This window comes from Bacillus sp. TE8-1 (assembly GCF_008368855.1).
GTDB lineage: Bacteria > Bacillota > Bacilli > Bacillales > Bacillaceae_G > Bacillus_A > Bacillus_A cereus.
In genome coordinates this window covers 79,116-104,655 of sequence record NZ_QPET01000028.1, presented here as the reverse complement: position 1 = coordinate 104,655, position 25,540 = coordinate 79,116, and the positions used below count along the sequence as shown (strand labels likewise).

Genomic DNA, 25,540 nt, shown 5'->3' with positions numbered 1-25,540 from the left:
TTTATGATAGAAGGAAGTGTATATATGAAAATTATGGACTATTACATTAGACTAAGACTACATGCACAAGATCAACAACATATGCGAAATAGCTTACAAGAATTAGCGGATGTTTTATATTGCAGTACGAAAAACGTAAAGATTTTATTAAAGAAAATGAGCGAGGAGCAATTAATTAGCTGGACTCCAGGGCGAGGCCGCGGAAATAAAACGGAAATTCTATTTATACATAATTTCGTAGAAGCGATTGAGTCCTATACAGATGACCTGTTAGCGCAAGAAAAATTAAAGGATGTTTTTCTTCTTTTAAAAGAACCCCTCCCCCCTGCACTTCAAAAAAAGATAGAAAACAAACTACATCATCATTTTGGATACGAACCTTCAAATGGTATGTACGACATATTAAAGATTCCTATATCGAGAAAGATATTCCCATTAGATCCGGCTTTTGTGGCTGTAACTACAGAGAGCCATCTTACGAGTCAAATTTTTGATACGTTAGTCGTCTATAACGATGTTACTGAAAAAATGGAACCACACATTGCGCATACGTGGGAATTAAGTGAAGATGGGCTTACGTGGACTTTTTATTTACGAAAGGATGTATATTTTCATAACGAAACAGTTTTAACTTCTAAAGATGTACAATTTTCATTTGAAAGACTAAAAGAGGTTCACTCTCCTTTCGAATGGTTAACAGAAGAAATTGTTCAAATTGAAACGCCATCACCACTGCAAATTCGATTTCATTTAGCAAAACCAAATTTATTTTTCTTACACTATGTAAGTTCCATGCAGCTCGCAATTTTACCGCGTGATACGAGTATTCAAAATCATCATTATATAGGTACTGGACCTTTCAAACTTGCTCATTACTCTGAAGATAATATCGTACTCGAAGCGTTCACTCATTATTTTAAAGAGCGCGCATTATTAGACCGTATTGAATTTTGGGGTATTCCTGACCATGTGCAAATAGATGCTGATTATGAACTACCAAACGAAGAGGAAAATGAAAGGCATGATATACAAATAGAAGAAATAGGTTGTATTTATGCTAGCTTCAACTTTACAAAACCTGGTCCTCATCACGATATTTACTTTCGAAAGGCTTGGAGAGAACTATATGATGTTGAAACGATACTTCGTAGCATAGAGGGTAGACGAACAATTGCTGCATCAAGCTTCTTCCCTGATAGAAGCCGCCTTGCAACAAGAAGATCCTACTCTTTAGAAAAAGCAAAAGAGTATTTGAAAAAGAGTACATATAATGGAGAAACGATACATATTTACTTCTTCGCATTTAAAGATAGTGCAAATGATGCATATTTCTTAAAAGAACGATGTGAAAGTTTAGGTATACAAGTAGAGCTTCACCCATTTCCCGTTTCAGATTATATAGATCGCTCTATTGATAAACATGCTGATATTATTTTCATGGGAGAAGTCTTTGCTGCCAATCATGAAATTGCATTCTTAAATGTATTTAAAAATAAAAGTTGCTTCGTAAATCGGTTCATGGACCCGCACTACGAAAAACAAATTAACTGTTTACTAGATACATTTTTACTAGAAGAAAATAAAGAAAAGCGTTATGAACTCATGTATGAGATTGAAGAGTTTTTACAAGCAGAACACATCATTTTATTTAACTATCACGTTTTAAAAAGAAAAACATACCCTTCTTCTTTAAAAAACGTAACAATTGATTCATTTGGTTGGGCAAATTTTGCGAAGTTATGGATACAGCCATCCACGTATTAAAGTGTGAGTTTTTATAAAAGGAGAAGGTACTACATCCTTAGTAGTACCTTCTTCACATACTATTATTTAATTACTCCATCTAAATGATCTTTCAAGTTCACTAAAAACTTCTCTATATCCGGATTCTTCACCACATCATAACAAGCAAAACTCTTTAACGGACTCATACCGAGAAACTTTTGCACGCGGTGTAAATGACTAAGCGCTGATTCTAAACTTTCTCCTTCAAAGAACTTCGTCTTATCTCCAAATGCTTTTTCAGGTGCATTCCAAGTTGTAGAGAACATATACTCTTTCTCTTTTAATAAACCACCTGTTCCATATTCATCTGCACCTTTAAAGAACAAACCGTATTCATATACTTCATCCATATACGTTTTAAATAAGCCCGGTACACTAAACCAATAAATCGGTGTTTGATAAATAACAACATCGGCCCATAAAAACTTATCTTGTTCTTCTTTAATATTGTAACCATCTTGAATCGTTGTTGTTTTCACATGATGATTCTCGCCTAATACAGTAACCATATAATCTACTAACGTTCTATTTAATCGTCCTTCCTTTGTACCGTATTTTTCATGTCCATTTATAATAAATATATTTTTCATCGTTTTTCTCTCCCCTATATGATCTACTCTTCGGCTATTAAGCCGAGTTGCTGCTGTAGTGTAAGATTATCTTCTAAATGCCAATCTTCCGTTATCTTTCCGTCTTTCACATGTAAAATATCAATTGCAAAAAAATTAATTTTCTTACCATTATGCATTCCTGTAAAAAAAAGACGGGCTGTTACTTTATCACCAACAACTAATAAGTCTTCAATCTCACAATGTATATCAGGCACAACTTTACGAAAATTTTGCGCTGCAAACTTTAATCCTTCAATGCCTTGTGGTCGCCCTTTCGGCAATGTATTATCGAAAAAATTTTCAGTAACAGTCTGCGGAATAAGTTCCTCCTTACCTGTATCCCAAAATGCATAAAAACGCTGCGCCGCATGAACCATTTCTGTCGCTTCTTTTTTACTTAGTGAGGGATCAATTGTCATTGCTTTTGGCCTTGGCATTTCTTTTAATAACTGAACTTCACCTTTTTGTTCCGCGCCGCATGCTACAAGCACAATACAAATAACAAACAAACTAAGAAATCCAAGTAACTTTTTTATCCCCATGGAAATCACCACCTCCTTATATAAATCCTTTTTGTTTCGTATTGCTATTGTATATGCACTAACTTCCTTTATGGAAGTAGTGATATTTTTTTCATATAGTTACCAAAAGTATAGTTTTGTGATACTATAAAGCAAATTCATCTAAAAAATTTTATGGAGGCTAGTTCCATGAACAATATAGATCCAGTTGAATTAACGAAAGGTTTACCTGGCATACCTTGTCCTATCGCTAAAACGCTTGATGTAATTCGTACAAAATGGACGTTTTTAATCATTCGTGATCTTCTTATTGAAGGAACATTACGCTTTAGTGATTTACAAAAATCCATGGATGGTATTAGTCCAAAAACATTATCTCTTCGACTAAAAGAATTAGAATCTCAAGGCATTATAACGAGAAAAGTATATCCAGAAGTTCCGCCTCGTGTAGAGTACACATTAACGGATAAAGGAAAGCAATTAGAGGGGATTTTTATTGAATTAAAACGGTTTGGATTAAGTTTATAAAATGAAACTTTAATCAGAATAAAACAAAAACCCCTTACCGTCGTAAGGGGTTTTATTACTTCGCAAAACTCTCAGCCAGCTGTTTCTCTCTCCACATAAATGTAATGCCGAGACCAACTATTAAAACAACTCCTGAAAATGCATATGGATAATGAATATTCATATCAAATAATATTCCGCCCATCGCTGGTCCTGCAATATTTCCTAAACTCGTATAAGTCGAGTTCATACCAGCGACGAACCCTTGCTCTTTTCCAGCTGCTTTTGATAAAAACGTCGTTAAAGCTGGACGAAGTAAATCAAATGCTAAGAAAATGAAGCAAGTAACGAGAAGTACAATCCAATAATTAAAGACTACAGTTGAGACGAATGCTAATACTGCACCTACAATTAAACATATTTGGATTAATACTTTCTCACCGAACATGTCTACCAATTTGCCAAACATAAATACTTGCACAACTACCCCAAAGATTGAACTGATTGTAATAATTGCTGCAATATCTTTCGGCGAGAAACCAAATTTATGATCAGAAAATAAGCTAAACACTGTTTCATACGCTGATAATCCAAATGCGAGTACAAATACGATAATAAATGCAATTGCATACATTGGATGTAATGATTTCTTTAAATCACCAATAAAACTTGATTCTTTCGTATTAGAAGAAATCTCTGCAAGTTCTTCTTTCGTTAACGGTTCTTTTAAAATAAAGATTGAAATCACACATGCTATAAAAGCAATTGCTGCTGCAACGAAAAACGGCACACGTATACCGTATTCTGCAATAAATCCGCCGATTCCAGGCCCTATAATGAATCCAGTACTAATAGCCGCAGATAAGTATCCCATCGCCTTTGGACGTTCCTGAATAGATGTAATATCCGCAACATATGCCGTAACACCAGGCATAATAAAAGCAGCACTAATTCCGCCTAATACCCTTGCTACATAAAGCAGCCACACATCTTTTCCTAATCCAAAAAGAAGCTCTGAAACACCAAAAATAAATAATCCAATGATTATCATTTTCTTCCTACCGTAAAGATCAACCCACCGGCCTGTAATAGGTGAAGTAATGAGCTGTGCCATTGCAAACACTGCAACGAGATATCCCATCGTCTTCCCTGTTAAATGCATATCATTCATAAAGGACGGCATAACCGGAATGATTAATCCAATCCCTAGAAAAGCGATAAATATATTACTCAAAAGAATGACCAATACCATCTTTTGTTCTTTTATCGGTTTCTTCACTTTTTAACACCTCTTCCCGTAAGTTCCTCTCAAAAAATAATACCCAAGAAGCTTTTTCTTTATCCTGCTCTTTGTGGGCTAGTAATGAGTAGAGATGCCTCCACTCATTAGAATTTCACTCTATCCTTCCACACATACATAAGTATTAGGTGAATGACTATCATTCAGTTTTCCTCAAAAATGAACCTACCTTCTCAGACAGGTTCATCTTACTACTTCTTTATATGTAGTGCATGTGTTAAAAAATCTAGTACTTCTGCCTTTTGCAAATCCACTTGCTCATCATCTTTATGATCATATAAATAAACTTGTTCCGCTGCTGATTCAACTAGAGCGATAAATAACTTCGCTGTTCGCTCTGCGTGAACCGAATCACGAATTTCACCAGCTTCTTTTGCCTCATTTAAAAATTCACTTAGCCACATATAAAGGGGCTCATACACAGCTTCCCATTCTTTTATATGTTCTGTAGATGCAAGACCAGCATACATTAAAGCCTGTATTTCACGATATTCAGCTATAAAGTGAAACACCGCATCTATTACTTGCGTCACTTTACTTGAGAAAGGCGCATCGTTTTGCACTTTTTCTTTCACTGCAAGTATCATCTTTTCAACCATCACTTCTGCTATTGCAGGCATAACAGATAACTTAGAAGGAAAATATAAATAGAAAGTTCCTTGCGCAATGCCAGCTAATTTCACGATATCAGAAATCTTCGTTTTTTCGACGCCCTTTTCCTGAAACACTTCAATAGCTGCATAGACAATTTTCTCTTTTTTATTCATCATCTAAACCCTTTCACACGCATATTGAATGACTGTCACTCATTTTATAAGATAATCGATTGTACTGTCAATGATAGTGAACTCTAAGAGGAAATCATTTTTTTATAATAAAATCTCCTAATAAACAATTAGGAGATAAAAATACAATATATCTTTAAGAAAGTGCCTTTAATCCTGTCACTCCACATACAATAAGAAACACACTAATGATACGCGCTTTACTTTTCGACTCACCAAACAAGAACATGTTTAACAAAACTGCACCTGCTGTTCCGATACCAATCCAAACCGCATATGCGACACTTACTTGTAAAAATAAGAAGGAAGTATACAAAAATGCGAAGGATGTAGCAAACCCGCCTATATAAATTGCACCATTGGCCAATGTCTTATCTTTACTATACATTTTAAGTCCTATCACACCGACTATTTCACTAATTGCAGCACAAAATACGAAAAACCAACCCATCTTTAAGCAGCTCCTTCCACAGTTTCTTCTTTATTATCAGCTAGCTTTAAACCGATAACGCCAGCTACAACCATCACGATAAAGAATAACTTCCCTACACTGAAACTTCCGCCGAAAAGAAATACATCCATCAAGAAAGTACCTACCGTACCAGCTCCGGCGAAAACAGCATATACAGTCCCTGTTGCAAGATGTTCACACGCTTTAGAAAGGAAGTGAAAATCAACAGCGATAACTCCTAAAATAATAATCCAATGCCACCAAGTATTAGCCGTATTAAAACCAAACACCCAAAAAATTTCAAAAATACATGTTAATATGACATATAACCATGCTCTATTTTTCATACCTCTCACCTCTTATGACTGACTTTCAGTCATTTTTATTTTAAAAAAATATACTCTTTCATCAATACTATATAAACCAATATCATCCTCATTTACCATTGTATTTGTTCCATTTTTAAACTAACTACATCCTTTTACACGAAAATGACTGAATGTCATTCATGTATATTGTACATGAACATTTTAAAAACTGTCAATGGCGAAAGTTTATTTAAAATTTCTTTCATCTGATTTGTATATTTCTTAATAATCTGTCAATACTGCTAGTAACATAATATTTTCTCCACTCCCCCTTGGAGAGATCCCTTGAATGGAGCAGTTAGCTTTTGCTAGCTGCTCTTTTTTATTTATCCGCACACTATGATGAAATACTCATAGATCAAATCCATTTTTCATCACATAACAACATCTATTTATTTTCCAATGAGCTTTTGTATGCACTAATTTTATTCTCGAGCATCTTCTCTGTAACTTCTAAGTTTTCTCTTTGAATCTGAATAGATTTCCTATGATCTTCTAGGAGCTGTAAACGAGCTTCTGTTGTATGCTCCCCTTCTGTATATAATCTAGCGTATTCTCTTATTTTCGCTATTGGCATTTGCGTTTGTTTTAATTTCATTACAAACTGCAACCACTTTATATGTGACTCTTCGTAAAGTCGATTTCCATTTGTATCTCGATTTGCAATTAATATATTTTCCTTTTCATAATAACGTAGTGTATGTGTGCTCACGCCTAATAATTTTGCTACCTCGCTAATTGTGTACATACTAAAACTCCCTCCACATGCTTACCCTCATATATTTTATGACCTTATCAAATTTATAAAAAACATTTGACTTAGAGTATACTCTAACAAATACAATCTAACCATAATAAATTCATTTGAACTTAGGGGGATTTTATATGAAATACACTGTTATTACTGGCGCAAGTTCCGGAATTGGTTATGAAGCAGCTTTAGCATTTGCATCTCGCGGAAAAAATTTAGTACTTGTAGCTCGAAGACAAGAAGAATTAAACGAATTAAAATTGAAAATTAACGAAATGCATCCAGAATTGGATGTTGTCATTCGAAGAACTGATTTATCTGTTACTGAAGATGTTTATAAACTTTATGAAAGCCTACAATCTTTTCAAATTGAAACGTGGATTAACAACGCAGGTTTTGGTAATTTCGCCTCAATTGCTGAACAAAATTTAAATAAAATCGAGACGATGTTTCATGTCAATATAGAAGCACTAACAATACTCTCTTCTCTTTTCGTTCGAGATTATTCAAAGGTTGACGGAACACAGCTTATTAACGTTTCATCGGGCGGCGGATACACGATTGTTGCTGATGCTGTTACGTATTGCGCTACGAAATTCTATGTAAGTGCATTTACAGAAGGGCTGTCTCACGAACTGAAAGAACAAGGCGCAAAACTGCAAGCAAAAGTTTTAGCTCCTGCTGCAACTGAAACAGAATTTGCGAAGCGTTCATTTGATATTGATGAATTCCAATACGATAATGTTGTACCAAAATTCCACACTGCAAAACAAATGGCACAATTTATGCTCGATCTTTATGATAGCGATAAAGTTGTAGGGCTTGTCGATGGTTCTACTTATAACTATGAACTTAAAAACCCCATTTTTAAGTTTGCAGTAAGAAAAACGAATTCAAGTTCTTAATTTCCCCTAAAACATAGATGCCCACTATTACGTAAATAATAGTGGGACTTTTTCTGTCTGAAAAATTCACCCAACATACCGAATCATCGCCACCTCATCACAATAATCAACCTTTGGACAATGCCTACAATCAATCCATACTTTCTCTGGCAATGCATCTCTATTCACAAAATCAAACCCGCACTTTTGAAAAAATTCCGTTTCATATGTTAAAGAAATAACTCTACTCACTTTTATTTTCGCAGCTTCATTCATGACATGATTCACTAACATACGTCCAATCCCTTTTCCTGCATATGTATGCGAAACGACTAACGACCGGACTTCTGCTAGGTCCTCCCCTAATACATGTAAACCAGCAACTCCAACAATTCTCTCGTCTTCTTTCATAACATATAAACATTGCAAATATTGATAAAGAGACAAAAGAGAACGCGGTAAAACAACTCCCTCTTTTGCATAAACCTCAATAAGACTATAAATTTCTTTCACATCACTCGTCACCGCATTACAGATTTTCATATTACATCCCCTTGCCCCTCAATATTAATATTTATAACTTAAAATGAATTTTAATTCATAATTTTATATAATAATACATCTCTCTTTTCTCCTCGTCAATCAATTTATACAAACCAAAAACCAAGCAATCTAATCGATGCTCGGTTCCTCATCTCGTATCGGCAATACTGTTGAATATTTAATTTCACGAAGTGCCAAACTCGTCTGTATACGTGTAATACCAAGCTTATTCAGCTTTCTAATAAACTGCTCTAGTTCTTTACGATCACGATTTGCAACCTTTAATAAATAATCGTACTCTCCTGTTAAACAGTGACATTCTAACACTTCTGGCATCGATTCTAATTCTTTCTCCAACACTTCCAACTTGTCAAATTGATGAATATTTGTACTCATAAAAATAAAACATAATAAATCAAATCCAAGCTTTTCTTGATTTAAAATCGCAACTTGCTTATCGATGAAACCTTCCCCATCCAATCTTTTTATTCTTGCATGCATCGCAGCCGGTGATAAATTAACGCGACGTGCCAGCTCTGCATTACTTACTTGTGACTCCTTCTGCAATATATCTAAAATTTGTACATCCAAATCATCCAACACTTTAATAACAGACGACTCCATTACAATTCCCCCTTTTTTCTTACCGATGATTATTCGAAAAAACACCTTATACCTTACACAAAACTGAATATCATTCCGTAAATATCATTCATAACTAAATATTTTATCGAGTTTTAATCATTATACAAAAGAATATATTACACAATAAAGAAAAATGCTAAAATTATTTACAATTCGTATTGATTACAAAAAAGGGGATTTTAGCATGCCTTATTTTTACGTCTTTTTACTATTACTAACGAGCTTATTATGGGGAGGAAATTTCGTCGTTGGAAAATCACTCGTCAATCATGCATCACCGATGACACTGACAAATTTAAGGTGGATGATTGCGATTGTTTGTTTATTACCAATGGTATGGTTTAAAGAAAAAAAAATCCTTCCACCACGTACCGCAATACTTCCGTTAATATTGATGGGAATTTCAGGGGTCGCTCTTTTTAACATCTTTCAATTTTTAGCATTAGAAAAAACATCCGCTACGAATGTAGGTCTTATCTCTACATTGAATGCAATTTCAATCGCATTATTTTCAGTATTATTTCTAAAAGAAAAAGTAAATACACTTCAAATCCTATCCATGATTCTTTCATTCTTCGGGGTTATCCTCGTCCTATTAAAAGGTGATTTCTCGCTTTTATTTTCACTACATTTTAATAGCGGCGATTTATGGATGATTGCAGCAGTTTGTATTTGGGGAATCTATTCTGTTTGTAGTAAATGGGCAACAAAAACAACTACACCACTTATGGCAACGTTGTACTCTGGTATTTTCGGCGTTATTTTATTACTACCGTTTAACATAGGTAGCTTCACTGTTTCAAATATAAATACTTCTTTCATCACATCACTTTTATATACTGGGCTTATTTCGACAGTTCTTTGTATGGTATTTTGGAATATTGGTGTACAAAAATTAGGCGCAACTACATCAGGTATTTTTCTAAACTTCAATCCAATTTTCACAGCCATTTTAGCATTCATATTCCTCGAAGAAGAATTAACGTGGATACAAATTTTAGGGACAATTGTCGTTGTAACAGGATGTTATTTATTTTCTCATTTCAAAACTGTTGCCGTTCAACCTGTTAGACCTTTAATGCGAAAACATTCTTAATGAAAAAACATCGTCATCTGGATTGGCGATGTTTTTATTTACTCTTCATTTCTTTTATATACTGCTTTTCCTCTTCTGGCGATAAACGTTCCGTCGCCTTACCAGTATCTCCACCTTGAAGGCTCCATAAAAAGTTATGCTCCTCAACAGTTTGAGAAAAATCTCCTTTTTCCCATCTATTTATAATAGAAAATAACTTCATTTTATATTGAAAACCTGTACTATTTTCAATATCCCTTTTTACATTAGAAATTTCCTTTTTTGTCATCTCTACAAATCCCCATTTTTCAGAGGATTTTACCTTTTGGTGCACCATTTTATGCATAGTAGAAATAATTTCACCTTCACTAATTTGCGGGGCTTCTTCTGCAGCTTTTTTCTCTTTTTCGTTTGCCGCTCGCTCGATTTGAATATTTTTATTTTCTTTTTCCACATATGCAAGCAATTTCTTTCCGCCAACTATAGACGAGAAAATTACTATAATTGTAATGCATATACCTACGATCCATTTAAAAAACATTATCTCTTCATCGCTTCCCTAACAATATGACTATCTACATATTGCTTAAACTTCACGATTTTTCCGTTCTCAAGTTGCCATACATGAACAAATTCTGCTTCAAATGATTTTCCTGTTTCTTTATAAACTCCAGAATACATACCTTCAGCAATAATTACATCTTTTCCGTTTACTTCATGATATGTATTTACACTTGCTTTATAATCATCCCATTCTGATCCTAAACGGCTAAATACATTTTCCATTATAGCTTCTACGCCTTTATATGTTCCGCCATACGGGAAACCTTCTGCCTCTGTCCATTCCACTTTTTCAGAGAAGGCTTCTGCTAAATGCTTTGCATTCGAAGAAGCTGATCCTTCATACGTGCTTTGAATAATTTCTAAATTTGATTTAGGCATATTACTTCCTCCCGTTTATTTATTTTTACACAAGACGTAACCGATGTAGTTACATCTTGTGTAAAAAAATATTTAAATTGTTTCATTCGTAATTCATTAGTTGTAATCATTATAGTTACAATAATTATTCAAGTCAACAATTTATAAATAAAATTTACTTCGTTTTCATTACTTTCTCTTTTAAGAAACGATCTACATATCCTTCTGCTTTTACTACGAATAAATACGCACCCATTGATAATAATGCAAGATCTAATTCATATCCTGGATTCTTTCCATCTCCTAATAAACCTGCTGCTCCATTTACCTTTACGATAGCTCCAGCTAAAATAAGAGCGAATAACAATCCTACATATCGTACACCTAAACCGATAATTAATAATATACCACCAACTAATTCTACAGTTGCTACGCCGTATGCAAGGCCACCTGGTAAACCGATGCTTGTAAACCATCCTGCTACATTATCGATACCTGATTGAAACTTTGCTAAACCGTGTGCAAAAAACGTAACTCCTAACACGATACGAATAATTAAATTCCCAATATATTGATTCATTTTGAACTCTCCTTTTTGTTTTGTTATGGTGAACTTTTATTTACAAGTCAAAACAATACGGTATTTTATTTCATTCGTCAAATACTTTTTTAAAGAAAACAAAAAACATTATCCGTTTTACAGATAATGTTTTCTTACAAAATAGCGCTAATTCAAGCTTTTATTCTATCGCATAAAAAAAGTTGAAACATTTTTCCAGCGCCAATATAAGGCAGTAATGAAACGTCCTCTTCCACAACCATTCCAACAACATTCACTTTCTCATCTACAAGTAAATCATGTGTGGCAACTTGCATCTCCCCTGCATATCTACCGTACAATTCATTATCAATTGTAATACTGCCTTTCTTTCTTACAATTGTATGCATCGGCTGTAACACCACTCTATTTCCTTCCCTTGATTCTACAGATCGAATAACATCACGAGCTGGATCTAGTCTATTTGTATGCACTTGCTCTACCACTTTTAATACTTCTTTATCAGTTATAAATGATTTGTAACGCAATGGAATAATCCCTCTACTTGCACTAGCTATTTCTTGTATACTTTCCAAACTTGCGCTTATATCTCCAATCAATACTTTATCAACACCACAATCTTGGACAAGTTCTAAGTACGCTTCAAGCGGGCGCATATTGCGATGTTTTTCTAACGTTGGTAACCCTTCATATAACGGACCTCGTTTTTCCGCATCTCCTGGAATAAATGCCATCGTCTTTATTCCACACTTCTGTAAATATTGATTTTGCTTTTGTAAGAAGGACTTTGCTAGTCCTGTCTCTGGACGTGGGTAAAAATTATGCCATGCTTCTACATTCTCTACTCTTATATGTTCTGCAAGTAATTCTTTCCAAAATGGCTTTGTAATCGTACTCGCATTTAAAGCTACTTTCATCTTATGAGATACGCTTGCAATTTCTTTTGGCGCAATGCCGTAATCCATTCTTAAACCGGTAATGCCCCAGTCCAATAGTTCTTCCACATTTTCATATGTTAGCCCTAAATGGTGTAACGATTTTGGAGAAACATCAACCATTAACTCCATTTCATGTGCAAGAGCTTGTTTCCCTAATATTTGAATTAACTCTTTATACGTATTTGGATCATCTTCTGGAATGTGCAGTGATGTAAAAATAGATGTAAACCCATTTTCCTTCGCTACTTTTAGCCACTCTTCTTGTTTCTCTACTCGTTCTTTTGAAAGATAAATGGAAACTCCGATCATATAAATCTCCCTTTCTATTAATAGAAAAAGAGAAAGGAATCCCTTTCTCTATATGTTTTCTGCCATTTCTTCTTTAAATCCGAAGAAGTACGTAAAGATAAATCCGAAAGCATATGCAATTACTAAACCTAAGAAATATAGTAAATATTTATTGTCAGCAATTAATGGAATTAAAGATAGCCCTGATACGCCAATTCCAAGAGAAGCTGTTTGCATAACTGCTTGGAATGCACCACCGACAGCCGCTCCTAAACAAGCAGTAATAAACGGTTTCCCCAGTGGTAATGTCACCCCGTATAATAACGGCTCACCAATTCCTAAAAAGCCAACTGGCAATCCACCTTTAATTACATTTCGAAGTCGCTTGTTTTTTGTTTTCACATAAATCGCAATTGCTGCGCCCACTTGGCCAGCACCAGCCATTGCGAGTACTGGTAATAAAGGTGTTACGTGTGTTTGATTAATAAATTCCATATGAATTGGTGTTAAACCGTGATGTAATCCGACCATAACGAGAGGTAAAAATGTTCCCGCAAGTACTGCGCCAGCAAATGCTCCACCAATATTTAAAATAGCATTAATTCCGCTCGTAATACCATCTGATAAGAAACCTGCTAATGGCTGAATGGCTAACATCGTTACGATACTTACAACTAATACAGTAATGAGTGGCGTCACGATTATATCAACTGCATTCGGCACTGCTTTTCGAACTTGTCTTTCCACTACAACCATAAGCCATGCTGCAAAAATAACTGCAAACAATCCGCCCCTTCCGGGCACTAATGCTTCACCAAACAATTTTACGTTTGCCATCGCCGGATTGAAAATTAAAATACCAGCAATTGCCCCAAGAACCGGTGTCCCGCCGAACTCTTTCGCTGTATTCCAACCAACTAAAATTCCTAAGAATGTAAAGATACCGCCGCCAATGAGTAGTAACATTTGTAACCACGTTGCATTTGGATCAGCACCAGCGTTTTTCGCAAAGTTAGCAACCCCGTTTATAATTCCTGACGCAACAAGACCTGGAATTAATGGGATGAAAATACTCCCTATTTTTCGTAAAAAGTTTTTCACCGGTGTATTATTTTTCTTCTTAATCTCTGATTTCATCTCTTGCCCAATATCTTCAAGGTGATGATCTGCTACCTCACCAATTCGTAGTCCTGTCAAACCTTCCATTTCAGCTGCTACTTTATTTACTGTTCCTGGACCAACGACAACTTGAAGCGTCTCATCTTCTATAACACCCATAACGCCTTCAACTTTTTTCAAAAGGTCCATGTTTACTTTACTTTCATCATGAAGCGTTAATCGTAGTCTCGTCATACAATGAGCAATACTACGAATATTTTTTATTCCTCCAAGTTGCTCCGAAATTTCCTTGGCCATTCTCTCTTCTTTCTTCATAATAGAATCCCCCTCCCTATTATTTTATAGTGCTTTCTTCACAAACCCTTTAGCGTATTTTAGTTTCTCCAGTGCTTCCCCATATTCGCACTGCAACAACACCATAACAATTGCAGCTTTTACGTTACGTTCTGCCTTTTCATAATACTCTGTCGCTACTTCATAACTAGCGCCTGTTGCTTCCACAATAATTCTTTTTGACCGTTCTACTAACTTTTCATTTGTGGATTGAACATCTACCATTAAGTTTTTATATACTTTTCCTACACCAATCATCGAAGCTGTTGAAATCATATTCAGCACTAATTTTTGTGCTGTACCAGCTTTTAAACGCGTTGATCCTGTTAATATTTCTGCACCTGTCTCTACTTCCACATTTAACTTTGCATATTTACTTATTTCAGCATTTTTATTACAAGAAATACTCGCTGTACTCGCTCCTACGCTCTGTGCGTATTTCAAGCCGCCGATTACGTAAGGAGTTCTGCCACTTGCAGCAATTCCAATCACTGTATCTTTCTCATTTAATCCAATACTTTTTAAATCTTCTTCCGCTAACTCTTCGCGATCTTCGGCACCTTCCACCGCTTTAGTAAACGCTTTCAATCCACCTGCTATAAACCCTTGCACCATTTTATCATCCGTGCCAAATGTCGGCGGACATTCCACTGCATCTAGAATACCTAAACGACCACTCGTACCAGCACCAATGTAAATTAAGCGTCCCTCTTCTTCAAAAGATTTAATAACAGTCTGTACAACCTTTTCAATTTGTTCTATCTCTTTTTCAACTGCTAACGCAACAGTTCGATCTTCTTCATTCATACTTTGCAACACTTCTTTTATGCTCATTTCATCCAGATTCATTGTTTTCTCATTACGATGTTCTGTCGATAAATTTTCTAACATATTGCCACCCTCTTTGAAATTATATTTCACACTTTTATTATAACTTTAAGAAACTAAAAATCAATAACTCTTTCTTATTTTATGAAATAAAATTTCACTACATGACATATTTTTGTCAAAGATCATAAAGTGAAACTTTAATCAGTGGGGTTTTGTTCATCCCCACTGATTATTAGCCCGCACCAATCGGGCTTTTACGGGCAGTTGATCCCCCATCTAACTTTCTTTGCTTCCGCTGAATTTTGAAGTGGGGGGCTTACTGCCCGTTAACGGGATAAAAAAAAGATGAGTCTCCTCATCTTTTCTTCTACTTTAACTTCCGTAACCGCAACGCTTCTTCTCGCGTCTCCATAAATTGATCCAATACTTTATTACCAATTCGATTGAAAGTAATAACATATAAAGCATCGATCATATTCAATTGTGTCATTCTCGAAGCAATACTCGCAATGCGATGGTCTTGTTCTACATCTGGCATACAAAGGCGAATATCCGCTTCTTTATATAGGGGTGATGATTGATCTAATTTCGTAATTCCAATAACAGTTGCACCTTGTCTCTTTGCATACTGCGCCATTTCAAGCACATCTTTCGTTCGACCAGATGTTGAAATCGCAACAAATATATCGTCTTCTTTTAAATTTGTCACAAGCGGCAACATCATATGAAAATCAGATAGCATCATCGCTGTAAATCCAAGCCGCGTAAATTTATAAGCCCCGTCCATTGCTGGCGTAGCTGATCCGCCTACGCCGTAAAATATAATTTTATTCGCATTTACAATAAGATCTGCAGCTTTCTCAAGTTCCCTCTTATCTATTGCAGTAACACTCGCCTCAATTGCAGCTTTATTCACATAAGTAACTTTATTAAATAAATCATACGGTCCATCTTCTGTATTCATCACTGAAAAATCGTTAATATTATAATCAGCAATCGTTAATTCACGAACGAGTGCTATCTTAAATGCTTTAAAACTTCCGATTCCAATCGATTTACAAAAGCGAACGACACTCGCTTCACTTGCGCCTGCATTCGTTGACACTTCTTTCGTCGTTAAATTCGGTACAATCTCTGCATTCTCCATTATGTACATGGCAACCTTCTTCTCAGCTGGTGAAAATTGATCCATATTACTTTCAATTTTAAATAGTAATGTTGAAGCTTTCACTATTTAACCTCCACTTCTTACGGTTGCGTTCACTTATTTTCTCTTGCTTCAAGAAGGTAATAACCATCATCGCCAGGAGGATGAAACACATTTACAATGCGATTCCCTTTTTGATAAACAGTTCTTTCCCCTTCTGTCCACTTCTTTTCCCAACCGTTCATCCAAATCGCAACATCAGGTAAAAAAGCAGTATATTTCAGCTTCTGACCGTACTCACCATCTGCTTCTTCCGAAAAAATAGAAACCGGAAAATCTTTCACTTTAGATTCTTTCCATGCAGTAAATGGTATACATACTGCAATAAGTACGATTACACCGATAACCTTCTCCTTCGTAATCTTCACACTTCCCTCTCCTTGTCATATCACATACATAGATTTTACCATAATTACAAACCCTTCATGCTATATGATCATTGCTTTTGGGAATAAAAAAAGAGCTTACCTACATCAGATAAGCCCTTCCTGTTTATACAAAATATTTCTTCAAAAGTGGCGGTGTAATAATCGTCGTCAATATAACAACAATAACAATCGCTGTGAAATTTTCTTTCGCTAATAAATTCGCCGTAAGTCCATTTGCTGCGATGATAAGCGCTACTTCACCACGTGATACCATCCCCGCACCAATACTGATAGAAGATTGGCGATTAAATCCTGTCAGTCTTGCGCCTAAGCCGGATCCGATTAACTTTGTGAAAATCGCAACGAGAGTCATAATAATAATGAACCAAAGCTGACTTCCAATGCCTTGAAATGTAATTTCCATTCCGATACTTACGAAGAATACTGGAACAAATATTGCATAAGCAATCGGTTCAATTTTATGTTCCACTTCATGCTTATACTCTGTTTGAGAAATAGCAATTCCTGCTGCAAATGCTCCAATAATGCCTGCAATTCCCATCATTTCACTGTAATAAGAAAAAGAGAAACAAATAATAAGAGCCGCGCTAATTAACGCTTCTGTTACACGAAGCGGGACAAGCATTTTCATAATCCAAGGAACGACTTTCCAAGCAATAAAAACAATACTTACAAAGAAAATAATTTTCTTTACAATGACCAGTGTTATATTCACATCTTGTGTTCCTAAAAAACTCATTACAAATGCTAATAAAATAACGACAATGACATCATCAAATACGGCAGCACCTAAAATTGTTGTACTTTCTCTCGTATTCATTTTTCCTAGATCACGTAGCGTCTGCACCGTAATACTAACCGATGTTGCGCAAAGTAATAAGCCTAAAAAAATGGCATGGGATTGTATTAATCCAAACAGCAATCCTGTTACATAACCACCGATGAAAGGAAAAATAATTCCACCGGCCGCTACTGCAAACGACGATTTCAAATTCCGATTTAACTCTTCTAAATCTGTTTCAAGTCCCGCCATAAACATAAGTAACAAAACACCAATCTCACTCAATTCATCAATCAGTTCAGAACTATTAATAATACCAAGTACAGCCGGACCGATAATAATACCGACAATTAACTTACCAAGTACAGAAGGCTGACCAAGTCTTACACTAATGTCACCAGCTAATTTCGTACAAAGTAAAATGACGACAAGTTCAAAATAAAATAACATAGCATCTGCTCCTACTTTAACTTTAATCAGTGGGTCGTTAACCCCCGTCCATTTCTGCAAGTAGTTTCCCCTATTGATCCGCATTTTATTTGTCATATTTTTATTTGACAAAATATTCTGAATTATATTAAGATTAATCCAGCAATTTTAAAAAACTACATACCATAACTGCACCTCCACTTCCTTACTTACTCTTTTTTAATGGACTCATACTATAGTCGCAGTTATGGAAATGAAAAAACGGGGGGAGAGTCCAAAGTGAAGTCATTATTACGAAAAAAAGCGCTTAGTACTGAATCACCAAAGCAGCTAGCTAGAACATTAACCGCACTCGATTTAACATTTTTAGGAATCGGCGCCGTAATTGGGACAGGGATCTTTGTATTAACAGGTATTGTTGCAGCAAAACATTCTGGTCCTGGTATTATGCTATCATTCCTTATTGCTGCATTTACTTGTGCTTGTGTAGCCTTTTGTTACGCTGAATTTGCTTCTTCTATTCCCGTCTCAGGAAGTGTGTATACTTACGCATACATGACAGTCGGAGAAGTCGTCGCCTTCATCGTCGGATGGTGTTTAATGCTCGAATATTTACTTGCCGTTGCAGCAGTAGCTGTCGGTTGGTCTGGTTATTTGCAATCATTACTACAAGGGTTCAATATACACCTGCCCGCCATAATCGCCTCGGCCCCCGGCGTAGGAAAAGGTGGTCTCATCGATTTACCTGCTGTCTGTATTTTACTTCTTATTACTGGCCTTTTAAGTTTTGGTATACGCGAAAGCGCACGCATTAATAATATTATGGTTCTTATTAAGTTAGCCGTTATTATCGCCTTTATCGTAGCAGGTGCAAAATATGTAAAACCTGAAAACTGGACACCGTTCATTCCGTTCGGATACGACGGTATTATTACCGGAGCTGCCACTGTATTCTTCGCCTTCTTAGGATTTGATGCAATCGCAACCGCTGCAGAAGAAACGAAAAAACCGCAGCGCGACTTACCAATTGGTATTATCGGTTCGCTTCTTATTTGTACTGTTTTATATATGATTGTATCTTTCGTTTTAACAGGTATGGTTCCTTATACGCAATTAGACGTTTCTGATCCAGTTGCATTTGCATTGCATTTCGTTGGTGAGGATACAATTGCAGGACTACTCGCTGTTGGAGCGATGACTGGAATGACAACCGTTCTCTTAGTCGTTATGTATGGACAAGTTCGCGTTTCGTATGCGATGAGCCGTGACGGTTTACTTCCAAAAGCGTTAGCACGTGTAAATAAAAAAGTAAAAATCCCTTTATTAAATACGTGGATTACTGGCGTTGTTGCTGCTTTATTAGCAGGCCTTTTAGACTTACATTTGCTAGCGAATTTAGTAAACATCGGCACGTTAACAGCCTTTACATTCGTTTGCTGCGCAGTACTTATTTTACGAAAAACACACCCTGATTTAAAACGTGGATTCCGTACACCTTTCGTACCTGTATTACCAGTTGTCGCGATTCTTTGCTGCTTATATTTAATGATCAATTTGTCTAAAACAACATGGATTAGCTTTGCAGTTTGGCTTATAGTCGGCTTATGCTTCTATTTCTTCTACTCTAGGAAACATAGTCATTTAGCTATTGAAAAAACAAATGATGAAAAGAAAAAAGCATAACAAAATAGCTCGCCGTTTTAGCGGCGAGCTATCTTTCTGTACTATTATATTTTTTCGTCAACGATTGTAAAATGAAAAATATGCCGATGCAAGCTGTAAACCATGCCCAATTTCCTATTGATGTCGAGTATTTAACCATTCCAATACCTACAAGCAATAGAAAAATAATCACCTGATATATGAGCTTCCACTTTTGCATATATTCCCTCCTTTACTTCGTTCCCTTCTTTTTATTCTTCCAGGCATTCAAACTATCAAAGAAAAAGTTAATAAATAACGTTCCTAGTCCTGCTAATAAGAAAGTCATTAAAAATAAAACCCAAATACTTTTCTCTTTTAAGAGATAATATCCTACAAGGAGCACAACCGCGATCCATACATATTCAAGAATTCTTTTTAGCTTTTTCTGTTCCAAATTATTCGCTCCTTTTTTCTATGCTATTTTTAGTATAACAAAAAAGAAGCCTATCATGATAAGCTTCTTTTCTTCTCTCTTACTTGTTTATGCTTTTTTCAACGAGTGAAATTGCATATTCCATCGTACGATTCATTGTTTCTACCTGTGTATCTTTTACTTTTACATCTTTCACTACAGCTTCTGCCACTGTAATTTTTTGACTCAGTGCTTTCACTGAACCGTCCGTTACGTTTGCAGCTTGCGCCTTTTTCACTACTACTTTTGCAGATTCAATATGAATTTGTAATTTTTCTTTCAATGTTTTCGGTTGTTCTACTACTTTAGATTGTATAAATGTTTGATTTGCAGTTTTTAATTCATTATACGCTTGAACAATTTGCTCTCCATTACTTGCTACATTTTCAAACACTTGTTTTGCATTATTATAGCTTTTCTCTAGTTCTTGAAATGCTTCCTTTGAATATTGACCTGGCTTATCACCAAATTCATACGTACCAGCTAACACTTCTTTTACTTTTCCAAGTTCTTTAAATAACGCATTTACTTGCTCTAACTTCGTACGGTTAGAAAACTCATTGTACGCTGCTAATACTTCTGAAGAACTTAACGCTTTACTATATAATTTCGCAAGCGCGATTTTACCGTTTAACGGAATACCACCATTGCCGTTACTATCAGGATCAGCTCCAAGTGCAAATGGTACATTTGGATGATACACTTTTCCTGTAGCTGGTTGGCTATTTACTTTTTTACCATCGACATAAATAGCTACTTCACTTCCGTTATACGTTCCTGTTAAGTGATATGTTTTGTTTGCTTCTAATTGAACTCCAACACGTTTATAACTGCCGCCAATGTGAGCCCATAATTCAACATAGCCGCTTCCTGTAGACTCAAATCCAATTCCGCCGCTCTCTGTATTTTGCAAAATACCTTGGCCACGGATTTGATTCATTGAAAATACCGTTTCTAACGTAAATGTATTTGCTACTTTCTCTTTTTGTGCTGCTGAAAATGGAAGGTATCCAAATGTATTAGATTGTCCGTTTAACTTCATAACATTCTTTTTCAATGCTTTATCATATTCAATAGTCACATTGCCCTTCACATCACCTTTTGTTCCAAATGGTGAATTGTCTTTAAATGTACCATCTGCAAAATTCACATCAAAAACATCAGCCTTTGGCACTTTTACATTCGGATCAATATCATCTTTTTTCGTAGTAATTTCTGCCGTTAACGGCTGCGCGGTTTCATTGCCAAATGAATCAATCGCAACTACTTCAAGTGTATATGTTTTCCCGCCATCTAACCCCGCAAGCGTAAACGTAAGATCTTTCGGCACTGGATCACGATAAAACTCTGAGAATGCTAACAATTTATTTTTTATTTCACCCGTTTGCTTATCTCTAGCCTGCACACGGTAAGAGTGAACAAGGAGGTTGTCCAATGCTTGTGGGAATGTTACTGTTGCCGCATTTTCTGTTACATTTGATACAGCAAGCTTTGCATCCTTAGCAAAGTAAGGCTTTTCTTTATCACGATCTTCTACATGTGTAAATGTTTCTTTCTTTGCTGGTAATTTAATTTTCCAAGGCTCGCCTGTCCAAGAATTCGTATGGAAATCACGACGATTAATCGTTACTTCTTTATCATCTACTTCTACTAATAAACCTTGGCTTAACGTACTAGCTCCTGGCGGGATATTCCCTTGTACTTTACCACCTTCAACTTCCATATAACTTACTGAAGATGTACCAACTGATGTAAAGTCTTTTTGATGTATCGATCTCGGATCATCTAACGGATAATGTGAATGACCTGAAAACGTAATAACTTGTGGGTATTCTTTTAATACTGCATTAATTTTTGCGCTATCTTGTGTTCCCCATTCATGACTACCGTATACTGTCTCTTTAATGTGTTGATGTAAAAATACAAAAATCGGTTTTTCTGGATCATCTTTTTGCGCTTTTGCCATTTCTTCTTTTAACCAATTAATTTGCTTGTCCGAATAATAGCCATGAGTTGTTCCATTCTCTGGAGACATAACAAGGAAGTGATAACCTTTTACCACTTTATGATAATAAATTGATTCCATACCTGTTTTTTCTAAGAAACGCTTCTGTGCGCCCTCTACAGATAAACCGTTCCAATAATCATGGTTACCAAGAGAATTCATTCTCACGGCATCTTTATTTGCATTTTCATTATACACTTGCATGAAACGATCATATTGCTGCACTGATCCTGTATCTGTGAAATCACCTACAATAACAAATGCATCTTGCTTTGGTGCTAGTGTATTAAACTGTTCAATCGCTCTTTTCCAGCGAAACGTATCATCTGTTCCACTGTTTTTAATATGCACATCACTTACAACTGGAAAAACTATCTTCTTCTCACTTGATGCCTTTTCTTGCTTCTTCTCTTCCGCTTTAACTGATGTACTCCACGGAAATGATACAAATGCTAATACAAAAACCATTAATAATCCAATAAGGCCTTTTACTTTTCTTAAAGCATTTCTGTCCACTTGAATCCTCCTCATAATAATTGATTCATTACAAGGGCTATTTTATCTAATACATGTTAATGTCGTTTAAATAACAAATGAACTTTATTAGATTTTTGTAAATATACAGTTAATTAGAAATTAAGTCCAACATTCCTCGTACTATTGTATACAACCACCTTTTGTCTAAAAGAGTCTGATCATTCTTTTCCTATGACTATTCACATATAATCTTTTCTATAACACTAATGATAAGTTAAAGTTTAAGCCTATTAGACAATCTTAATTTTTAATATTTCCTTCTTTTTTTAACACATCGGCCATGCTTTTACATTTAATAGTAATAAAAGACAACTTAAAAGGAGGGGGTATATTGAAGAATAAAAAAAATATCGGCTGTTTCGCTCCTTTATCTATTATTTGTCCACCGCCCCCTCCTCCAAATCCAAATTGCGAGCGAGTAACAAATGAATTTGCAGGGAACTTCCTCATAACTAATAACACCATCCCATCTGCCAAAGATGCATCACAATCAATGATACTATGGCAAAGTGATGGGATACTACTTATATCAGGTACTGTCTCGGTTTACAATAGTACTAGCAGCACCGAAGCAATTACAATTCAAATCGTTGGAACAGTAACCAATATTTTCACTGTGTTTCCTGGTAATACAATATCGTACACAGGAAAAGACCTACAGTCGGTCAATATTATCAATATAACAAGTAATCCTTCACTATATTTAGAAGGCAAGTACTGTTGTGAATTTACATGTTGCTTATAGAATACCAATTTCATTATTTCCTTAATATAAAAAGCATACCGTTTACGGTATGCTTTTTATGAGATCGGATAACGTACTGTAATACAAAACTCACCTTGATTAACAGTCGTTCCTGTCGTAGTAATTCGGACAGTAGTAAAATATCGGACAGTGAAAGTACCACTACTTTGTGGTTGTACAGTAATTGTATCAACTACTGTTGCACCTACTAAAAAATCAACTGTAATCGGGTTGGCACCTACATCATATTTCACGTAACCTGAACCATATACTTCTTGCGTGATATTATTTGTATATACAATTTGAGTACCAGCACCTGTAATAGACCAGTCTGTACATACTTGGTCTTGCACAAGTGTTTTATTAGAACAACAAGACAAACTGGAACTTCTCATTCCCATTTCGATCCTCTCCTATTCTGCTATGAAAGTGGATAACGTGTTGTAATACAAAATTCTCCCTGATACGTTCCAGCAGGTGTTGCAGGTAACACAACTTGTATACTATCAAAGCGACGATACGTAAAAGCAATACTCGTTCCTGGGTTTAATGTTTGTGTATCAATTGTACCCCCAGCAGAATCAAGCGCTTCTACAGTAATTGGGCCCGGTCCAACATCATATTTAACAAAACCAGTACCAACTACGTTTTGGTTGATATTATTTGTATAGAGAACATTATCAATTGCTGTTGCAACTACAGTAGCAGACCACGGACTACACACTTTATCTTGCACATAATTTTTATCTGGACAACAAGTTAATGCTGACCCTGAGCACTCACAAGACATAGTTGTTTCCCCTCTCTCTTTTATATTCCCTATATGTGTATGTCCCTCAGAGTCTTTTGCCTGTACTATTCATCTATTTTCAAAAATTTAACCTGAGTGCTAATGACTAGATAGATTCCGTTCTGTTTCTTTTTTTCATAAATTTATAGATTAATATACCACCTACAATAATAACTACGACCACTAATATCGGTAACATATATTGCCCAACAACATCCGCTGCTTTTTCCCAATGTGGGCCTAATTTCATTCCAAAATAAACATACAAAGTCGTTAACGGGAACATTGCTACAAATGTATATATGCTAAATTTCCATATGTTCATTTTCGCCATACCACATGGAACAGAAATAAGCGTTCGAACTCCTGGCACAAAGCGTCCAACAAATGCTACAACCGGTCCATATTTCTCAAAGAAATCATCTGCTTTTTGAATTTGTTCTTCTTTAATGAAGAAGTATTTCCCGTATTTTATTAATAGAGGACGACCACCGTAATAACCGAGTGCATATAACGTTAAAGGTCCTGTCGTTCCGCCGAGGGTTCCGGCTAATACAGCAAGCCAAAAATTCATATCTCCCTCGTACACCCAATAACCAACCATGGGCAAAACTACTTCTGCTGGAATAAATTCAAACGTTAATGCTAACACAACTCCAAAATAAGAAAATTGCTTTAAAAACTCGATTATATCTAAAATAATTTGCTCCATATTTTCTACCCCAACTCCTATCCTACGTTTACGTTATGCTTTTCTTGTAATTGAACTGGCGCCATTTTTACAATTCGGTTCAAAATAAATAATACAATTCCAATATCATCTAAAATACCGATAAACGGTAAGAAGTCTGGAATTAAATCGAGCGGCATCGCAACATAACCAACTAAAAACGCAATAGATAAAATTTTCTTCTTTATTGAAACCTCTTTTGAAGTGAAAAAGTCAAATAGGAATGGAACAAATCGGCGAACATGAAATACAACTCTTAATCTACTAATAAGTTTTTTCATTTTTATATCTCCTCTCTTTGTATACAAAAAGGCCCCTACCAAACATGGTAAGGGTCCTAAAAAAGACAATAAGGGGCCTTTACCATTGCTGGTAAAGGTCTCACTAACAACGAAACGTTGCCAATAAAGCCGAGGGTTTCTCCCTGTAATGACGACTTTACTGTAATAAGTTACTCCCCTTTATATACACAATTTTATACAATCACATTAAAATATTTTGGAGGGCTTGTCAATATATTTTATATCCCACATCCTCCTGCTTAACATTCCGTAAAAACAAAAAACGTATAGGAAATTTCTTACTATCTCATAATA

At 35.6% G+C, this 25,540-nt stretch carries 32 protein-coding genes; 6 read left to right on the top strand and 26 right to left on the bottom strand.

From position 1 onward, the window contains the following. The first annotated feature begins 3 nt into the window (after nt 1–3). On the top strand, nt 4–1,764 hold the full coding sequence (locus tag DN404_RS24310) for an SgrR family transcriptional regulator (protein ID WP_000569513.1): 1,761 nt from the start codon (nt 4–6) through the stop codon (nt 1,762–1,764). 62 nt (nt 1,765–1,826) lie between these two features. Here the strand turns inward: DN404_RS24310 and DN404_RS24305 are convergent, their stop codons facing one another. Further along, nucleotides 1,827–2,375: an NAD(P)H-dependent oxidoreductase gene (locus DN404_RS24305; protein WP_000789190.1), complete on the bottom strand. Its 549-nt coding sequence runs from the start codon at nt 2,373–2,375 to the stop codon at nt 1,827–1,829. 23 nt (nt 2,376–2,398) lie between these two features. After that, complete coding sequence (locus DN404_RS24300) at nt 2,399–2,938, bottom strand: ester cyclase (RefSeq protein ID WP_000511570.1); 540 nt, start codon at nt 2,936–2,938, stop codon at nt 2,399–2,401. 168 nt (nt 2,939–3,106) lie between these two features. On the opposite strand from DN404_RS24300, the gene DN404_RS24295 reads away from it, so the two are divergent. Then, the gene (locus DN404_RS24295) at nt 3,107–3,445 is read left to right on the top strand and encodes a winged helix-turn-helix transcriptional regulator (protein WP_001059468.1); all 339 of its coding nucleotides are present in this window, start codon (nt 3,107–3,109) and stop codon (nt 3,443–3,445) included. Between the two features lie 55 nt (nt 3,446–3,500). Here DN404_RS24295 and DN404_RS24290 read toward each other — a convergent pair whose 3' ends face one another. From DN404_RS24290 to DN404_RS24270, 5 genes are all read right to left on the bottom strand, one after another. Beyond that, nucleotides 3,501–4,703 (bottom strand): MFS transporter, encoded by a 1,203-nt coding sequence (locus DN404_RS24290; protein ID WP_088362305.1) that lies wholly within the window; start codon nt 4,701–4,703, stop codon nt 3,501–3,503. Nucleotides 4,704–4,915: 212 nt separating this feature from the next. Further along, on the bottom strand, nt 4,916–5,494 hold the full coding sequence (locus DN404_RS24285; protein WP_001999151.1) for a TetR/AcrR family transcriptional regulator: 579 nt from the start codon (nt 5,492–5,494) through the stop codon (nt 4,916–4,918). Nucleotides 5,495–5,645: 151 nt separating this feature from the next. Then, nucleotides 5,646–5,960 carry a DMT family transporter gene (locus DN404_RS24280; protein ID WP_000539671.1) on the bottom strand — a complete coding sequence of 105 codons (315 nt, stop codon included), beginning with the start codon at nt 5,958–5,960 and terminating at the stop codon, nt 5,646–5,648. A 2-nt stretch (nt 5,961–5,962) separates the two neighbouring features. Continuing rightward, nucleotides 5,963–6,307, bottom strand: a complete 345-nt coding sequence (locus DN404_RS24275) for a DMT family transporter (RefSeq protein WP_000796022.1) — start codon at nt 6,305–6,307, stop codon at nt 5,963–5,965. Between the two features lie 409 nt (nt 6,308–6,716). Then, nucleotides 6,717–7,076 carry a MerR family transcriptional regulator gene (locus DN404_RS24270; protein ID WP_075677766.1) on the bottom strand — a complete coding sequence of 120 codons (360 nt, stop codon included), beginning with the start codon at nt 7,074–7,076 and terminating at the stop codon, nt 6,717–6,719. Nucleotides 7,077–7,213: 137 nt separating this feature from the next. On the opposite strand from DN404_RS24270, the gene DN404_RS24265 reads away from it, so the two are divergent. After that, nucleotides 7,214–7,984 (top strand): SDR family NAD(P)-dependent oxidoreductase, encoded by a 771-nt coding sequence (locus tag DN404_RS24265; protein ID WP_088859404.1) that lies wholly within the window; start codon nt 7,214–7,216, stop codon nt 7,982–7,984. Between the two features lie 66 nt (nt 7,985–8,050). Here the strand turns inward: DN404_RS24265 and DN404_RS24260 are convergent, their stop codons facing one another. After that, complete coding sequence (locus tag DN404_RS24260; RefSeq protein ID WP_000686669.1) at nt 8,051–8,506, bottom strand: N-acetyltransferase; 456 nt, start codon at nt 8,504–8,506, stop codon at nt 8,051–8,053. A 129-nt stretch (nt 8,507–8,635) separates the two neighbouring features. Continuing rightward, nucleotides 8,636–9,130 (bottom strand): Lrp/AsnC family transcriptional regulator, encoded by a 495-nt coding sequence (locus tag DN404_RS24255; protein WP_000446095.1) that lies wholly within the window; start codon nt 9,128–9,130, stop codon nt 8,636–8,638. Between the two features lie 205 nt (nt 9,131–9,335). Here DN404_RS24255 and DN404_RS24250 point away from each other — a divergent pair, with 205 nt between their 5' ends. Beyond that, nucleotides 9,336–10,247, top strand: a complete 912-nt coding sequence (locus DN404_RS24250) for a DMT family transporter (RefSeq protein WP_088859403.1) — start codon at nt 9,336–9,338, stop codon at nt 10,245–10,247. A gap of 34 nt (nt 10,248–10,281) precedes the next feature. Here the strand turns inward: DN404_RS24250 and DN404_RS24245 are convergent, their stop codons facing one another. From DN404_RS24245 to DN404_RS24205, 9 genes are all read right to left on the bottom strand, one after another. Then, nucleotides 10,282–10,767 (bottom strand): PRK06770 family protein, encoded by a 486-nt coding sequence (locus DN404_RS24245; RefSeq protein WP_149215543.1) that lies wholly within the window; start codon nt 10,765–10,767, stop codon nt 10,282–10,284. Beyond that, nucleotides 10,767–11,168 (bottom strand): nuclear transport factor 2 family protein, encoded by a 402-nt coding sequence (locus DN404_RS24240; protein ID WP_063546535.1) that lies wholly within the window; start codon nt 11,166–11,168, stop codon nt 10,767–10,769. Before DN404_RS24240 ends, DN404_RS24245 begins: the two co-directional genes overlap by 1 nt. Nucleotides 11,169–11,322: 154 nt before the next feature. After that, nucleotides 11,323–11,727 carry a DoxX family protein gene (locus DN404_RS24235; RefSeq protein WP_001077751.1) on the bottom strand — a complete coding sequence of 135 codons (405 nt, stop codon included), beginning with the start codon at nt 11,725–11,727 and terminating at the stop codon, nt 11,323–11,325. A gap of 152 nt (nt 11,728–11,879) precedes the next feature. Continuing rightward, complete coding sequence (locus tag DN404_RS24230; protein WP_102956461.1) at nt 11,880–12,953, bottom strand: DUF871 domain-containing protein; 1,074 nt, start codon at nt 12,951–12,953, stop codon at nt 11,880–11,882. 48 nt (nt 12,954–13,001) lie between these two features. After that, entirely contained in the window at nt 13,002–14,366 is a 1,365-nt protein-coding gene (locus DN404_RS24225; protein WP_000711293.1) for a PTS transporter subunit EIIC, read from the bottom strand. A gap of 24 nt (nt 14,367–14,390) precedes the next feature. Next, nucleotides 14,391–15,275, bottom strand: a complete 885-nt coding sequence (gene murQ / locus DN404_RS24220) for an N-acetylmuramic acid 6-phosphate etherase (RefSeq protein ID WP_000892348.1) — start codon at nt 15,273–15,275, stop codon at nt 14,391–14,393. A gap of 307 nt (nt 15,276–15,582) precedes the next feature. After that, nucleotides 15,583–16,446 (bottom strand): MurR/RpiR family transcriptional regulator, encoded by an 864-nt coding sequence (locus DN404_RS24215; RefSeq protein WP_000648169.1) that lies wholly within the window; start codon nt 16,444–16,446, stop codon nt 15,583–15,585. Between the two features lie 29 nt (nt 16,447–16,475). Then, nucleotides 16,476–16,790 carry a hypothetical protein gene (locus DN404_RS24210; protein WP_000704958.1) on the bottom strand — a complete coding sequence of 105 codons (315 nt, stop codon included), beginning with the start codon at nt 16,788–16,790 and terminating at the stop codon, nt 16,476–16,478. Between the two features lie 124 nt (nt 16,791–16,914). Continuing rightward, the gene (locus tag DN404_RS24205) at nt 16,915–18,138 is read right to left on the bottom strand and encodes a cation:proton antiporter (RefSeq protein ID WP_060852387.1); all 1,224 of its coding nucleotides are present in this window, start codon (nt 18,136–18,138) and stop codon (nt 16,915–16,917) included. 105 nt (nt 18,139–18,243) lie between these two features. On the opposite strand from DN404_RS24205, the gene DN404_RS24200 reads away from it, so the two are divergent. Continuing rightward, entirely contained in the window at nt 18,244–19,704 is a 1,461-nt protein-coding gene (locus tag DN404_RS24200) for a branched-chain amino acid transporter BcaP (protein WP_002040681.1), read from the top strand. 28 nt (nt 19,705–19,732) lie between these two features. Here the strand turns inward: DN404_RS24200 and DN404_RS30645 are convergent, their stop codons facing one another. The 4 genes from DN404_RS30645 to DN404_RS31355 all read right to left on the bottom strand — a co-directional run bounded on the left by DN404_RS30645 (nt 19,733) and on the right by DN404_RS31355 (nt 23,156). Beyond that, nucleotides 19,733–19,903, bottom strand: coding sequence for a hypothetical protein (locus DN404_RS30645; RefSeq protein WP_001174840.1), 171 nt, complete (start codon nt 19,901–19,903; stop codon nt 19,733–19,735). A 12-nt stretch (nt 19,904–19,915) separates the two neighbouring features. Then, entirely contained in the window at nt 19,916–20,119 is a 204-nt protein-coding gene (locus tag DN404_RS24195) for a hypothetical protein (protein WP_000435803.1), read from the bottom strand. 79 nt (nt 20,120–20,198) lie between these two features. Continuing rightward, nucleotides 20,199–22,658: a LamG-like jellyroll fold domain-containing protein gene (locus DN404_RS24190; RefSeq protein WP_149215542.1), complete on the bottom strand. Its 2,460-nt coding sequence runs from the start codon at nt 22,656–22,658 to the stop codon at nt 20,199–20,201. 261 nt (nt 22,659–22,919) lie between these two features. After that, nucleotides 22,920–23,156 (bottom strand): hypothetical protein, encoded by a 237-nt coding sequence (locus DN404_RS31355; RefSeq protein WP_370512806.1) that lies wholly within the window; start codon nt 23,154–23,156, stop codon nt 22,920–22,922. On the opposite strand from DN404_RS31355, the gene DN404_RS24185 reads away from it, so the two are divergent. Further along, the gene (locus DN404_RS24185; protein ID WP_370512805.1) at nt 23,053–23,424 is read left to right on the top strand and encodes an S-Ena type endospore appendage; all 372 of its coding nucleotides are present in this window, start codon (nt 23,053–23,055) and stop codon (nt 23,422–23,424) included. The genes DN404_RS31355 and DN404_RS24185 overlap by 104 nt on opposite strands. 56 nt (nt 23,425–23,480) lie before the next feature. Here DN404_RS24185 and DN404_RS24180 read toward each other — a convergent pair whose 3' ends face one another. The 4 genes from DN404_RS24180 to DN404_RS24165 all read right to left on the bottom strand — a co-directional run bounded on the left by DN404_RS24180 (nt 23,481) and on the right by DN404_RS24165 (nt 25,225). Then, nucleotides 23,481–23,825 carry a DUF3992 domain-containing protein gene (locus DN404_RS24180; protein ID WP_000525819.1) on the bottom strand — a complete coding sequence of 115 codons (345 nt, stop codon included), beginning with the start codon at nt 23,823–23,825 and terminating at the stop codon, nt 23,481–23,483. A 20-nt stretch (nt 23,826–23,845) separates the two neighbouring features. Next, nucleotides 23,846–24,214, bottom strand: a complete 369-nt coding sequence (locus DN404_RS24175; protein WP_001277540.1) for a DUF3992 domain-containing protein — start codon at nt 24,212–24,214, stop codon at nt 23,846–23,848. 106 nt (nt 24,215–24,320) lie between these two features. Further along, nucleotides 24,321–24,926: a DedA family protein gene (locus DN404_RS24170; RefSeq protein WP_000435023.1), complete on the bottom strand. Its 606-nt coding sequence runs from the start codon at nt 24,924–24,926 to the stop codon at nt 24,321–24,323. Between the two features lie 17 nt (nt 24,927–24,943). Beyond that, nucleotides 24,944–25,225: a YkvA family protein gene (locus DN404_RS24165; protein WP_000733844.1), complete on the bottom strand. Its 282-nt coding sequence runs from the start codon at nt 25,223–25,225 to the stop codon at nt 24,944–24,946. Nucleotides 25,226–25,540 lie beyond the last annotated feature (315 nt).